Source organism: Flavobacterium sasangense DSM 21067 (genome assembly GCF_000686885.1).
GTDB lineage: Bacteria > Bacteroidota > Bacteroidia > Flavobacteriales > Flavobacteriaceae > Flavobacterium > Flavobacterium sasangense.
Genome location: NZ_JMLU01000041.1, coordinates 1 through 14734, shown reverse-complemented (window position 1 = coordinate 14734; position 14734 = coordinate 1). Strand labels below are relative to the sequence as shown.

Here is a 14734-nt window from a genome sequence, read left to right as displayed (position 1 = left end):
CCTTTACCATCATTGTACATAGGGCAATGTTGGAAATAAACTGGAACCTCATACTTTGCAACTTTTAATAATGAATAAATGTCTTTTGATAATGTTGTAAAGTGATTTCGTTGTTTATTAATATCTTTTGATTTTGAAATCAGTTCAGTATCTTTTTTAATTTGATTTACAACTTTCATCCAAACCATATGAACATCCATATCCAATTTGTCCATTTTAACATTGTTTATTGCAGTTAGTAATTCCTTTGAAGCAATTGAAGTTGTGTTACCATCAGAAGAAATCATAGCATCTTTTACCACAAAATAGTTATCAAAAACAACTTTAAGTTGGTTAACTTCTTGAAGTACCATCTTTGAAGTTTCATTGTGGTTTACATGATTATTATGGATTTCAGTAGTTTCTTCCACTTTGATTTCTTCTTTAACTGGAACTTTAGCAACTCTGTCATATTGACAACATCCATGAAGATTGTCATAGACATCATCTGGTGCAAGAAACTTATCACTATCATATCCTGCTAATGCTATTCTTTTTAGTATTTCGTCTGGATTAGTTTTAGTAGTATCATAAGTTAAAGTGGCCATCTTCGAATCTTGATCCCAATCTACTTTAGCTACTTTTTTGATATTTCCTGCATTTTCGATTTTGGTTTCGCACATTCCACAGTTTCCATAAATCTTAACTGTTTCTGTTTTTGCATTTTTAATTTGTGCATTGACAGCAATACTAAGCAATATAAAAGTTGCTAGCATTATATTTTTAAATGAATTTTTCATTTTAATAATGTATTAGTAATCAAAGTGAATTCCTTTGATAAGTTGATAAAAAAATAATGAATAACAGTTTACAAGTCTATCTGCTTGAAATAATTAAAAATAAAAACGGAAAGTAAACTGATGATTAATCTGATAGCAAAATGCTATAAATTTGACACACTAATGGCTGTCAAAAAAAGAATTTAGCCTATTTTAGGTATTAGCCAAATAGAATGAAAACCATCTGAGATTGATGGTGCCGTGTATGAAAACTTAACTTTCTCTATTGAAGAATATTGAATAAAGTTAATTTTAAAAGTAATTTCTGGTATAAAAATGATTGAAGAAGAAGGACAAGTCATAGAACAACCACAATTTGAATGACCACAATCGCCATTACATCCCTTTTCATCTTTGCTTTCAGAACTGTCATTACTACAACAACACTTCTTTTCAGTTTTGTTAGATGAAACTTCTTTTTCACAAGAATGTTTTGAATTAGAGTTACCACAAGCCATAGCAGTATTAGGCATTAAAAACATGCCTAATAAAACTATTAATATTATGTGATATTTTTTCATTTTTAACTTTAAAACATCACAAATGTATAAAAAATGAATTGTTGTTTGTATAAAATATTGTTAAATAGAATTCAAAAGCATTTGTTAACTCCAATTTACTTTTAAATAATTGTATCCATTTTAAAATTAAACAACTATTTTTTAATCCAAGATCTTTATTTTTTTACTTATTTTTGTTAAAGTTTTAAAACTTAAATAAAATTAATTTTCGCAACACCCCTAGTACACCTCTATCCTCTTTAACCCTTATGAATAAAGAGAAAAAAGATATTGTATCGGTAAATAGAAAAAAAATAATACAATATACGTATACAATTAAACACAACCATATTCAATTAGTGTTCCAAGTTTCCGAAAATACTTTTAGTAGAAATGAAAACATTGAATTCAAATACACTGCAATCTTAGAATTCATAAAAATGTTTCTAACAAAATCAATAAAAGGTTTATCGAATCAAAATTGAATCGGAATTAACTCACCTATTCAACCTATTCCTTATATTTGCCTAAATTTATAAATCATGCAACACATTATCGACCGCTTCATAAGCTACGTTACAATAGATACCGAATCAGATCCAAATTCTGACACTACACCAAGTACTAAAAAACAACTTGACCTAGCCAATCTTTTAGTAAAAGAACTAAAAGCAATGGGAATGACAGATGTAACTATCGATAAAAATGGTTACGTTATGGCAACTTTAGAAAGCAATGTTAAACATGAAGTTCCTACTATCGGATTTGTATCTCATTATGATACTACTCCTGATTTTACAGGAGCTAATGTAAAACCGCAAATTGTAAAAAATTACGATGGTGGTGATATAGTTTTAAATAAAAAACAAAACATCGTTTTATCACCAAGTTATTTTAAAGACTTGTTACAATACAAAGGACAAACTTTAATTACAACCGACGGAACTACGCTTTTAGGAGCTGATGACAAAGCCGGTATTACCGAAATTATGTCAGCAATGGAATACCTAATCCAACATCCAGAAATCAAACACGGAAAAATTAGAGTAGGTTTTACACCTGATGAAGAAATTGGTCGTGGTGCTCATAAATTTGATGTAGAAAAATTCGGTTGCGAATGGGCATATACGATGGATGGAAGTCAAATTGGCGAATTAGAATATGAAAATTTTAATGCCGCTGGAGCTAAAATCATTTTCAAAGGAAAAAGTGTTCACCCAGGCTATGCAAAAGGAAAAATGATTAACTCGATGTTGTTAGCGAATCAATTCATTTCTAAATTACCAAAAAACGAAATTCCTGAAAAAACAAAAGGATATGAAGGTTTCTTTCACGTAGTTGGTATTACTGGAAGTATTGAAGAAACTGTAGTTGAATTAATTATTCGCGACCATAGTGCTAAAAAATTCAAAGAAAGAAAAGAGTTTATCCATGAATTAGCGAGTAAATTCAATAAAAAGTGGAAAAAACAATTTGGCGAAGAAATTGTAATAGCGGAAGTTAAAGACCAATATTACAATATGAAAGAAAAAGTAAAACCTGTTTTCCACATTGTTGAAATTGCAGAAAAAGCCATGAAAGAACTAGGAATCAATCCTATTATAAAACCAATTCGTGGAGGAACCGATGGTTGCCAATTATCTTATAAAGGTTTACCTTGTCCAAATATTTTCGCTGGTGGTCATAACTTCCACGGAAAATACGAATATGTACCTGTTGAAAGCATGGTAAAAGCAACAGAAGTAATTGTAAAAATTGCCGAAATTACAGCTGCAACTAAAAAATAAATCAACACTAGAATAGAAAACTATTATCGAGACAAGCTTTTTGTAGCTTGTCTTTTTTTGTATATTCGTACATCATTTTTATTCATTACAAATAAAAACCAATTATGTTTCAAATTATAAATCTTAGAAAAAGCTTATCGATAGCTGTAATTACTTCACTTTCTATATTTTCTTTTGCTCAAGAAAAACATCTTAAAAACATCAAACAATTAACTTTCGGTGGCGATAATGCAGAAGCTTATTTTAGTCCTAATGGCGATAAATTAACACTTCAAGTTACCAATAAAGCTTTTGGCGTGTCTTGTGACCAAATCTTCATGCTAGATTTAAAAGCACAAGAATTCAATGAAAAAAGCTTACAATTGGTTTCAACAGGAAAAGGAAGAACCACCTGTTCGTATTACATGCCCGATGGAAAACATATCTTATACGCTTCAACACATGCTGCAGACCACGCATGTCCGGCACCACCGAAACCTATTGACGGAAAATATCTTTGGGCAATTTATCCAGAATTTGATATTTACATTGCCGATTTAAATGGAAACATTACTAAACAATTAACTAATTCTCCTGGTTATGATGCTGAAGCAGTAGTTTCTCCTGATGGTAAAAAAATTGCCTTCACGAGTATTAGAAGTGGCGATTTAGAATTGTACACCATGGATATTGACGGAAGCAATTTAAAACAAATTACAACTGGTTTAGGTTATGATGGCGGATGTTTCTTCTCACACGATAGTAAAAAATTAGTATTCCGTTCGTCACGTCCTAAGACGGCTGAAGCGATAAAAGAATACAAAGATTTGTTGGCGCAAAACTTAGTTGCTCCATCTGAAATGGAAATCTACACATGCAACATCGATGGTTCTGATTTAAAACAAATTACGAATCTTGGAAAAGCCAATTGGGCACCTTTCTTCCATCCTTCTGATAAAAAAATTATCTTTTCTTCGAATCATCATTCTACTCGTGGATATGATTTTCAATTGTTCATGATTGATATTAATGGCGAAAATTTACAGCAAATTACTTATCAAAGTGAATTCAATGCCTTTCCAATGTTTTCACCTGATGGAAAAAAATTGGTTTTCTCGAGTAACAGAATGCAAAGCAAACCAAGAGAAACTAATGTTTTCATTGCGGATTGGGTTGAAGGAGATGCCGCTGAAATTGCACAACCAAAATCACTAAAAAAACATATAACTTATTTAGCTTCTGATGAATTACAGGGTCGCTTAACCGGTTCGGAAGGAGAGAAAAAAGCAGCCGATTATATTGCAAAAGAATTCAAAGCATTAGGATTAAAACCTTATGCGAATAATAGTTACTTCCAAAAATTCAATTACAAAGTAAAATTGAATCCTCATGCAACAGATGGCTCTGGCGATAAAGCGAATCATGGAACCAATGTCATTGCCTTCTTAGACAACAAAGCGTCTAAAACCATCATTATTGGAGCTCATTACGACCATTTAGGTTTAAACGAACACAATCATTCTACGAAACCCAATTCTCATGGCGAAATTCATAACGGAGCCGATGATAATTCATCTGGTGTAGCGGGAGTTTTGGAATTAGCTCGTATGTTATCTAAAAACAAGACCAAAGAAAATGCAAACTATATTTTTGCTTTATTTTCAGGGGAAGAAGATGGTTTAATTGGTTCTAAACACATGGCCGAAACCTTAAAATCATTATATCCAAATGTTATCACAATGATTAATATGGACATGATTGGACGTTTAAATACAGATAAAAGTTTAACCGTTGGTGGTATTGGAACAGCTCCTGAATTTACAAACATTATAAACAAAAATAAACCAGCAGGTTTCAATGTAACTTTAGACAATGCGGGGCAAGGTCCATCTGATCATACTTCATTTTATTTAAAAGATATTCCAGTTTTGTTTTTCTTTACTGGAACTCACATGGATTATCATAAACCAAGTGACGACGAGGATAAAATTAATTATTACGGTGTGAGAAACATAACAGATTATGTTTTTAGAGTATGTTCGGATATTGAAAATCTAGATAAAATTACATTTACTAAAACGGCTATGGATGCTGGAAAAACAGTTCCAAAATACAAAGTAACATTAGGAATTATGCCTGATTATACAGACCATGGAGACGGTTTACACATAGATGGCGTTACCGATAATCGTCCAGCTCATGCAGCAGGAATTTTAGCTGGAGATATTTTAGTAAAAATTGGTGATTGCGAAATCAAAGAAGTGTATGGTTACATGGATTGTTTAGGGAAATTGAATGCTGGAGACGAAAAAGACGTAACTGTAATTCGAAATGACAAACCAATCACAGTAAAAGTAAAATTCTAAAATCAAATTAAAGAGGACTTTGTTCCTCTTTTTTTTATCAAGATTTTTTATATTTGATAAACACAAAAAATAACTGTTTTGGAAAAAAATCCTTGGAATAAAACCAATCAATGGGAAAATGAATTGGAGCAATTACATGCTATCATTCGTAAAACACCTTTAGTTAAAACTACGAAATGGGGCGGTCCTGTTTACACGTACAACAATAAAAATGTGGTGGGAATCGGAGGTTTTAAATCCTATTTTGGAATTTGGTTTTACAATGGTGTTTTTTTGAAAGATGAGAAAAAACTGCTCATCAATGCGAATGAAGAAAACACAAAATCTCTTCGCCAAATGCGATTCAATTCGGTTAACGAAATTGATGAAAAATTAATATTAGCATACATTAAAGAAGCTATTGAAGTTGAAGAAAAAGGATTAGTCATTCCAAAGGAGAAAAAAGAAACCATTATTCCTGAATTATTACAAAACGAATTGGATAGAAATTCGGAACTAAATGACAAATTCAATACATTTTCACCTTATAAGCAGAGAGAATTCATTGAATATATAGTAACTGCCAAACAAGAAAAAACTCAAATTTCACGACTTCAAAAAGTCATTCCTATGATATTAGAAGGTCGAGGCTTAAACGACAAATACAGAGCATAAAAAAAGCCGAATTTCAATTGAGAAATTCGGCTTTACTTTTATTTTAAATGAAAATTATGATTTTAATTTAGCACTCATTTCCATTGAAATAGCAGATTTTTCCATTTTGATTTTTCCAGCCATTGTTTCAACAACGATTGTATCTTCATTCATTTCTGCAATTTTACCGTGAATTCCTGCTTTAGTGATGATTCTATCACCTACTTTTAATCCGGTTTCAAATGCTTTTTCTTTTTTGGCTCTTTGTTGTTGTGGTCTTATTAATAAAAAATAAAACACAGCAATCATTAATACAATTTGTATTGCTAAACTTGGATTCATACGTTGCTTATTAATTAGCTACTCCTGTAGCTGGTGTTACTTTTGCTTTTATTTTAAACGTTTCATGACCGTTTTCTGTATTAGTCGTTAACGTTACCGTTTTTTCTTGTTCTCCTGGTTTATTTTTAGAATCGAAAGATACTTTTATTGGAGCTGAGTCACCTGGTTTAATTGGGTCTTTTGGTGGTTCTGGAACAGTACATCCACAACTTCCTTTAGCATCCGAAATAATCAAATCAGAATCTCCTACATTTTTTACAATAAATTCTGTTTCAACTTTATCTCCTTCTTTAATAGTACCAAAATCATGAATTTCTTTATCTAATTCAATTTTTGGTAATTTACCAATTAATGCTTTTTCAGCTTCAATGGTTTGCATATCAGCATCTGTAATTTTATCTGCAGCACTTTCTTGTTTACAAGCAGTTGCTAACACAACTAATGAAAGGGCGAATAACCCAACTGATTTTCTTATCATATTTTTAAAATTTTATAATAAACCTCTACCTGCTTTTTGTAATTTTCCATCTCGGTCAAATTCTTTTACCAAGTTGTCTAAAATTCCGTTGATAAAAATACTACTTTTTGGTGTAGAATACTCCTTTGCAATTTCTAAATATTCGTTAATTGTTACTTTCGTTGGAATAGATGGGAATTTCAACAACTCACAAATTGCCATTTTTAAAATAATCGTATCAATTTCGGCAATACGTTCTACATCCCAATTTGGAGTTTTATCGATGTATTCTTTAGATAATTCAACTTCATTTAAAACTGTCTTTCTAAACAAATTCTTTACAAACTCTTTATCGTCAGAATCTTTATATACTTTAGGAATAACCAAAGCCTCATGTTCCGATTTTAATTGTTTGATTTGCTTCACAATTAAAGTATTAATTCCAGGCAAATCATCTACCCAAGTTAATTTATAATCTTCTAAATAATCGTATAAACGATCACTTGGAGCAATTACTTCGGTATATAAATCGGCAATGAAATTTTTATCATCTTCAAAACTACCGACAGGTTTCTGCATGTAATTTTGATATAATTCGCTTTCTTTAATAGTATCAATTAAAGATAAAATAATATCATCATTCAATTTCCAGTTGTTGATGTTATTATCATCTAAAGCCGTTTCTAATGCTTCGGATTCTGATAATAAAACCAAAACTTTATTATTGATAAATTTTAAATTGGGATTGCGCTCTTCTTTAGTAGCTAAATGTTTTTTAGAAGCCAAATCGATGTATTCCTCTTCTTTCTTTTTGATTTCGATAAGTGCCGAAAGCAATAAAAGATACAAGTTTTGGGTGTTTTCGATACTTTGAAAAAGGAATTTTTCTTCTTTATCCAAATTATCAGATTGGTGTTGGTGCATTGCATAAATACTTTGCATCACTTTTACTCGGATATGTCTTCTGTTTAACATACTAATTAAGAACTTTATAAAATTAAGAGAGCGAAAAAGTTTCCTCTTTCGCTCTGCAAAAATACAATTTTATTTAAAACGAATTACTTCTTTAATTCATTTTTTGCATCATCAATACGTTTTTGCGCCATTGAGAAAGCCGCTTGATGCGTAGTGATGTTGTTATCATCTGCAAATTTGAAAATCTCTAATGCTGTGTTGTAGATGTTTTCTGTTTTTTCCATAACCTGAGCATTCGTCCATTTAACTAATTCAGAATACACGTTGATAACACCACCTGCATTGATTAAGAAATCAGGTGCATATAAAATACCTTTTTCTTTTAAGATTTTTCCGTGAACTGCTTCGTTAGCTAATTGGTTGTTAGCCGCACCAGCAATAATAGAAGCTTTAATGTTGTTGATAGTAGCATCATTAATAGTAGCTCCTAAAGCACATGGTGCGTAAATATCTACATCAGCACTGTATAAATCAGCACCTGTAAAGATTTTAGCTCCGTACTTCGCTCCTACTTGATGTACTCTATCTTCGTTGATATCTGTAATCGTAACGATTGCACCACTTTCAGTTAAGTGTTGTACTAAAACTTCGCCAACGTGACCAATTCCTTGTACTAAAACACTTTTACCTTCTAAATTATCAGAACCAAATTTATATTTAGCTGCTGCTTTCATTCCCATGAAAACACCGTAAGCTGTAACAGGAGAAGGATTTCCAGAACCACCTCTTTCAACAGAAATACCAGCAACGTGTTTTGTTACTTCATTTACTGTATCCATGTCTTTGGTTTCCATTCCTACGTCTTCAGCAGTGATATATTTTCCAGATAATGAATCTACAAATTGTCCAAAACGACGCATTAATTCAGGCGTTTTTTGAGTTTTAGCGTCACCAATTATAACCGCTTTTCCTCCACCTAAATTTAATCCTGAAATTGAGTTTTTGAAAGTCATTCCACGAGACAAACGTAAAACGTCGTTTAACGCTTCCCATTCGTTTGTATAATTCCACATTCTAGTTCCTCCTAATGCAGGTCCTAAAACTGTGTTATGAATTCCAATAATTGCTTTTAATCCTGTATCTTTGTCGTGACAAAATACAACTTGTTCATGACCATCAAAAGATACCTGACCAAAAACTGGATCTACTTTATGAAGCTCATTTGCTTTTAATAATTCTGCTGTCATGCGATTTGAGTTGAGTTGAAAATTATTCAATATTTAATTACAATATTACGAATAATTTTAAAATGATTCAAAAAATTATATTTATTTTAATAATTTAGCAATGAAAAGCTAAAAAACCCGATAATCGTTCATTATCAATTGATTATCTTTTTAATGAATTTGATACAGAAATGTTATTGCACTAAAGAATACTATGAAAGAATTACAATATTTAAACAAATACTTTGTCAAATATAAATATCGTTTCCTACTTGGAATATTTATTACAATTGTAGCGCAAATCTTCTCTTTATTTACACCTGAGTTGATTGGAAACTCCATTAAAGTAATTGAAGACTATGTAAAAAGTCCTGATGGGGACTTAGTTAACTTCCAAAAATCATTGTTTCACAACATTTTACTGATTTTAGGAACTACTATTGTTGCTGGATTTTTCACGTTCTTAATGCGTCAAACTTTAATTGTAATGTCGCGTCATGTAGAATTTGATTTGAAGAACGAGATTTTCAATCATTATCAAACGTTAACACAAAGTTTCTATAAACGTAATCGTACTGGAGATTTAATGAATCGTATTAGCGAAGACGTTGGAAAAGTAAGAATGTACGTTGGTCCTGCCGTAATGTATTCGTTAAATACCTTAATGCGTTTTACAATTGTGGTGATTTACATGTACAACATTTCGCCAAAACTAACTTTATATTCTTTATTACCCTTACCGCTTCTATCGTACAGTATTTTTAAAATTAGTTCGATGATTCATAAACGTAGTGGTGAATTTCAAAAGAATTTATCAACGCTTTCTTCGTTTACACAAGAAATTTTCTCTGGAATCCGAGTAATTAAAGCCTATGCCATTGAAGGTAAAAAACAAAATGAATTTACTGATTTAAGCAATGAGAGCAGAGTAAAAGCAATGGATTTAGCTCGAGTAAATTCGCTTTTTGGTCCGTTGATGATTTTACTTATTGGATTGAGCAACTTGGTCGTAGTTTACGTTGGAGGTTCTATGTACATCAATAACGACCCCGAAATTGCAAGTATTGGAGTAATTGCCCAATTCATTTTATACATCAACATGTTGACTTGGCCGGTGGCTTCATTAGGTTGGGTTTCCTCATTAGTTCAAGAAGCAGAAGCTTCACAAAAACGTATTAATGAATTTCTAAAAGAAGAACCTGAAATTAAAAATACAGTTAGTAGTCACACTTCAATAGAAGGCGCCATTAAATTTGATAAGGTTTCTTTCGAATACGAAGACACAAAAATTAAAGCGTTAGACGAAATTTCGTTTGAAGTTAAAAAAGGGAAAACGTTAGCTATTCTAGGAAAAACAGGTTCTGGAAAATCAACTCTTCTAACTTTAATTAGTCGTTTGTATGATACAACTTCAGGAACGGTTTCTATTGACAACAAAGACATTAAAGACTTAAATTTATTCGATTTAAGAAATCAAATCAGTGTGGTGCCACAAGATGCTTTCTTGTTTTCGGATAGTATCAAAAACAACATCAAATTTGGTAATGAAAATGCTACTGATGAAGAAGTTACGGAAGCTGCTAAAAAAGCCGTAGTTCATGATAACATTATGAATTTCAATCAGCAATACGAAACCATTTTAGGAGAACGTGGTATTACGCTATCAGGAGGACAAAAACAACGTGTTTCTATTGCAAGAGCTTTAATTAAAAATGCTCCTATACTACTTTTAGACGATTGTTTAAGTGCTGTTGATACCGAAACCGAAGAAACCATTTTGAACAATTTATTAGACTATTGCAAAGACAAAACTACTATAATTGTGAGTCACCGAGTTTCTTCTGCCAAAAATGCAGATTGGATTATCATTTTAGACGAAGGAAAAATCAAGGAGCAAGGCACTCATTCCCAACTATTAGACCTTAATGGGTACTACAAAGAGTTATACTTAAAACAACTTTCGGAAAAAGAAATTGACTAAAATTTTGTTTTATCCGATTTTTTTTAGATTTTTGAGACGCTATAACACTAATTAATTGACAGTAGGATTATGAGAGAAAATGACATGTTAGAAAAAGAAGATATTTTTTCTAAAGTATTGCGTGCAGGAAGAAGAACGTATTTCTTTGATGTAAGAGCTACAAAAGCAGATGATTACTACATTACCATTACTGAAAGTAAAAAGTTTACAGAAGAAGATGGTTCATTTCACTTTAAAAAACACAAAATTTATTTGTACAAAGAAGATTTCGCTGCTTTCAGAGAAATTTTAGATGAAATGACTGATTTTGTTCTAGACCAAAAAGGAGAAGAGGTAATCTCAGAAAGACATCAAAAAGATTTCAAAAGAGAAATTTACGCTGAAGGAAACGACGAAGTAAAATCAGCGGAAAGTTTTACTAATATTGATTTTGACGATATTTAATCGTAAGATTACAAAATACAAATCCCAAACTCTTAATTGAATTTGGGATTTTTTTTATTCAATACGCAACCCATTTTCAACCCGAATATCAGAAGTCAGCAAAACAATATCGTTCTCCTCGCCTACTGAGCCCAATACCAAACATTCGCTCATAAAATCGGCTATTTGTTTTTTAGGAAAATTGACAACTGCAATAATTTGTTTCCCGATTAAATCTTCTTTAGTGTAACGTTTGGTTATTTGAGCCGAAGATTTTTTAATTCCTAATTCAACACCAAAATCAATAGTTAATTGATAGGCAGGTTTCTTTGCTTTTGGAAAATCTTGTACATCCAAGATAGTTCCAACGCGCATTTCAACTTTTTCAAAATCGTTCCAAGTTATCATAGGGTATAAAATAAAAAAGTACAATTTACCGAAGTAAATCATACTTATACTATAATTTGATAAATTTTTATTTTTTCGGTTTTACTTTACAAGTATTAATTCCTAACAAAGTGTAAAGTGGACAAAATTGTACAGAAGCTGTAACAACCATCACGGCACCTACACCTAATGCTACCCATTTCACAGTTCCTTCTAACATTCCTGAAAGTCCTAAAATTAGTGCAATAACCCCAATCATGACGCGTAAAAAACGGTCACCTGTACCTACATTTTTTTTCATAATTTAAAGTATTAAGTTTATTTAACTGTTGGTTTATTCTCGTTTGTCCAATTGGTGATTCCTCCTTCTAAATCAGAAATATTTTTGAATCCCAATTCTTTTAATCTCGTTGCCGCTTTAGAACTTCTACCTCCAAGTTTACAATAGACCATTACTGGTTTTTCTTTATCTAAACTAGCTACTTTAGCATCAAAATCATCAGTCGTAACATCAATATTTATTGCATTTTCTAAATGACCCTCATTAAATTCTTCTGGCGTACGAACATCTACTAATTGAACATCAGGCTGTACCATTTTTTTCTCATATTTGGCTACATCTAATACTTGAACACCATCTGCTTGATTCTTCAAACAAGAAGTCAATCCAAAAAATAGAATGACCAAACTCAATACTTTTAATTTCATTATTTTTATGTTTTTGTTTGTTTTCGTTTATAAATATACAAAAAATCAATTTAAATGATTACTAATTATAGCTGATAAATCTCTAGCACTCAAAACTCCTGATTGGCGCCATAACATTTTTCCTGTTTTAAATAACATTAAGGTTGGCACTCCTCTTACCATAAAATGACTTGCCAAATCTTGATGTTGGTCAACATTCACTTTAATAATTTTTACAGCATCTTTTAAATTCAATTTTACTTCTTGCAATATAGGAGACATCATTTTACAAGGGCCGCACCAATCGGCATAGAAATCTACTAAAACCAAATCATTACCGTTTATTATATCATTAAATTTCGCATTCATAATCTATTATTTTTCTACTTCAAAGATACGATTTGAAAAAGCTTTCTTCTGTAATATTTGTTACACAAATCAAATATGACAATTATCATTTTTTATTTTTCAGAAGCGCTTTAAGTTTGTACAGTACTAAAAATCTATTGCTATGTCAGTCTCAATTGTCCAAAAATATAATGTTCCAGGACCTCGCTATACAAGTTATCCAACTGTTCCTTACTGGGAAGAGGAAAAATTCCATTTAGAAGATTGGAAGAGAACTTTGTTACAATCTTTAAAAGAATCCAATGCTACTGAAGGTATAAGTTTATATATTCATTTACCATTTTGCGAAAGTTTGTGTACGTTTTGTGGTTGTAACAAAAGAATTACCAAACGCCATGAAGTAGAAGATCCCTACATAACAGCGGTGATTAAAGAATGGAAACTATATTGCGATTTATTCCCAAGAAAACCGATTATTAAAGAAATTCACTTAGGTGGCGGAACTCCAACTTTCTTCTCTCCAGAAAATTTAGAACGTTTGATAAATGGTATTTTTCAATACGCAACAAAAGCTGAAGAACACGAATTTAGCTTTGAAGGACATCCAAACAATACCACAAAACAACACCTACAAAAATTATACGATTTAGGATTTAGACGCGTAAGTTTTGGCGTGCAAGATTATTCGCCAAAAGTACAAGAAGCCATTCATAGAATCCAACCTTTTCATAATGTGGCTAAAGTTACTTTTTGGGCAAAAGAAATTGGATATACGTCAATTGGTCACGATTTAATTTTCGGATTGCCTTTCCAAACGTTAGCGGATGTAAAAGATACTATTGATAAAACCAAATCTTTACAACCTGATAGATTAGCTTTCTACAGCTATGCACACGTGCCATGGATTAAAGGAAACGGCCAACGCGGATTTAAAGATGAAGATTTACCAAAAGACGACGAGAAACGCATGTTGTATGAAGAAGGTAAAAAGCAATTAGCACAAAACGGTTACCACGAAATTGGAATGGACCATTTTGCATTAGAAAACGACAGTATGTTTACTTCATTTAAAGAAGGAAAACTACACCGTAATTTCATGGGCTATACCGCTTCAAAAACGCAATTGATGATTGGTTTAGGTGTTTCTTCTATTAGTGATAGCTGGTATAGTTTTGCACAAAACGAAAAAACAATCGAAGATTATTACACGCATTTAGCCGATAATCAATTACCAATTTTCAGAGGTCATGTTTTAACGCCAGAAGATTTAATTATCAGAAAACATATCTTGAATTTGATGTGTCAATTTACCACTTCTTGGAAAGACAAAGCTCTAGATTTTCCTGAGTTACCTTCGGTATTAGCTAGCTTAGAAGAAATGCAAGACGATGGATTTTTAACGATTCAAGACGATACCATAACCGTAACCGAAAAAGGAAAACCATTCGTTAGAAATATCTGTATGGCATTCGATTTAAGATTAATCAGAAAAGCACCAGAAACTAAGCTATTCTCAATGACTATTTAAGTGAAACCTGAAACTTGAAATCTGAAACAAAATTTAAAACATATAAGATTCTGTGTTGATTTCAAATTTAAATCTTAATTTTTATTACTTTTGTTTTTCAAGACAGTCATTGAACTAGTCTCTATAGCGTGTTTAAACCATTTGTGTTTGCGCGCTATTTTTTGTTATATATTCTTTATCATACACTGTCTCATTTTTGAATAATATATAAATAAGTTCAAGTATTTTTCTCTGAACAGCGACTAATGCTTTCATTTTAATTCCGTTCTTTGATATGAGCCTAGCGTAAATATTTTTAAAATTTTCGTCCCATTTTACTGCTGTTAAAGAAGGTAAATGCATTGACTTTCTTAGATT

16 protein-coding genes and 1 pseudogene are annotated in these 14734 nt (G+C 31.5%); 6 read left to right on the top strand and 11 right to left on the bottom strand.

Annotated elements, in window-relative coordinates; translation table 11 throughout:
- The coding region (locus tag BP92_RS0113045; protein ID WP_026726443.1) for a DUF3347 domain-containing protein at positions 1-779 on the bottom strand (779 nt) is incomplete at its 3' end.
- A gap of 182 nt (positions 780-961) precedes the next feature.
- Positions 962-1339: a hypothetical protein gene (locus BP92_RS0113040; RefSeq protein ID WP_035693491.1), complete on the bottom strand. Its 378-nt coding sequence runs from the start codon at positions 1337-1339 to the stop codon at positions 962-964.
- A gap of 521 nt (positions 1340-1860) precedes the next feature.
- Here BP92_RS0113040 and pepT point away from each other — a divergent pair.
- The 3 genes from pepT to BP92_RS0113020 all read left to right on the top strand — a co-directional run bounded on the left by pepT (position 1861) and on the right by BP92_RS0113020 (position 6104).
- Positions 1861-3105, top strand: a complete 1245-nt coding sequence (pepT, locus tag BP92_RS0113030) for a peptidase T (RefSeq protein WP_026726440.1) — start codon at positions 1861-1863, stop codon at positions 3103-3105.
- Between the two features lie 104 nt (positions 3106-3209).
- Positions 3210-5450: a M20/M25/M40 family metallo-hydrolase gene (locus BP92_RS0113025; RefSeq protein ID WP_084329774.1), complete on the top strand. Its 2241-nt coding sequence runs from the start codon at positions 3210-3212 to the stop codon at positions 5448-5450.
- Positions 5451-5528: 78 nt separating this feature from the next.
- Positions 5529-6104 carry a YdeI/OmpD-associated family protein gene (locus BP92_RS0113020; protein WP_026726438.1) on the top strand — a complete coding sequence of 192 codons (576 nt, stop codon included), beginning with the start codon at positions 5529-5531 and terminating at the stop codon, positions 6102-6104.
- Between the two features lie 54 nt (positions 6105-6158).
- Here BP92_RS0113020 and yajC read toward each other — a convergent pair whose 3' ends face one another.
- The 4 genes from yajC to BP92_RS0113000 form a co-directional block, all read right to left on the bottom strand.
- Positions 6159-6425: a preprotein translocase subunit YajC gene (yajC, locus tag BP92_RS0113015; protein ID WP_026726437.1), complete on the bottom strand. Its 267-nt coding sequence runs from the start codon at positions 6423-6425 to the stop codon at positions 6159-6161.
- Positions 6426-6435: 10 nt separating this feature from the next.
- Positions 6436-6903: a DUF1573 domain-containing protein gene (locus tag BP92_RS0113010; protein ID WP_035693489.1), complete on the bottom strand. Its 468-nt coding sequence runs from the start codon at positions 6901-6903 to the stop codon at positions 6436-6438.
- A gap of 12 nt (positions 6904-6915) precedes the next feature.
- Positions 6916-7857: a transcription antitermination factor NusB gene (gene nusB / locus BP92_RS0113005; RefSeq protein WP_035693487.1), complete on the bottom strand. Its 942-nt coding sequence runs from the start codon at positions 7855-7857 to the stop codon at positions 6916-6918.
- 83 nt (positions 7858-7940) lie between these two features.
- On the bottom strand, positions 7941-9044 hold the full coding sequence (locus BP92_RS0113000; protein WP_026726434.1) for a Glu/Leu/Phe/Val dehydrogenase dimerization domain-containing protein: 1104 nt from the start codon (positions 9042-9044) through the stop codon (positions 7941-7943).
- Positions 9045-9237: 193 nt separating this feature from the next.
- On the opposite strand from BP92_RS0113000, the gene BP92_RS0112995 reads away from it, so the two are divergent.
- Positions 9238-11004, top strand: a complete 1767-nt coding sequence (locus BP92_RS0112995; RefSeq protein WP_026726433.1) for an ABC transporter ATP-binding protein — start codon at positions 9238-9240, stop codon at positions 11002-11004.
- A gap of 69 nt (positions 11005-11073) precedes the next feature.
- A complete protein-coding gene (locus BP92_RS0112990; protein ID WP_026726432.1) occupies positions 11074-11448 on the top strand; it encodes a PUR family DNA/RNA-binding protein in 375 nt (124 codons plus the stop codon).
- 54 nt (positions 11449-11502) lie between these two features.
- Here BP92_RS0112990 and BP92_RS0112985 read toward each other — a convergent pair whose 3' ends face one another.
- From BP92_RS0112985 to trxA, 4 genes are all read right to left on the bottom strand, one after another.
- Positions 11503-11835 (bottom strand): tRNA-binding protein, encoded by a 333-nt coding sequence (locus BP92_RS0112985; protein ID WP_026726431.1) that lies wholly within the window; start codon positions 11833-11835, stop codon positions 11503-11505.
- Positions 11836-11902: 67 nt separating this feature from the next.
- A complete protein-coding gene (locus BP92_RS0112980; protein ID WP_026726430.1) occupies positions 11903-12115 on the bottom strand; it encodes a YgaP family membrane protein in 213 nt (70 codons plus the stop codon).
- Between the two features lie 17 nt (positions 12116-12132).
- A complete protein-coding gene (locus BP92_RS0112975) occupies positions 12133-12522 on the bottom strand; it encodes a rhodanese-like domain-containing protein (protein WP_026726429.1) in 390 nt (129 codons plus the stop codon).
- A gap of 45 nt (positions 12523-12567) precedes the next feature.
- On the bottom strand, positions 12568-12870 hold the full coding sequence (gene trxA, locus BP92_RS0112970) for a thioredoxin (RefSeq protein ID WP_026726428.1): 303 nt from the start codon (positions 12868-12870) through the stop codon (positions 12568-12570).
- Positions 12871-13012: 142 nt separating this feature from the next.
- Between trxA and hemN the strand changes: the two genes are divergently transcribed.
- Positions 13013-14377, top strand: a complete 1365-nt coding sequence (gene hemN, locus BP92_RS0112965) for an oxygen-independent coproporphyrinogen III oxidase (RefSeq protein WP_026726427.1) — start codon at positions 13013-13015, stop codon at positions 14375-14377.
- 132 nt (positions 14378-14509) lie between these two features.
- Here hemN and BP92_RS17270 read toward each other — a convergent pair.
- Positions 14510-14734 (bottom strand): annotated as a pseudogene (locus BP92_RS17270) (IS110 family transposase); the annotation flags it as partial.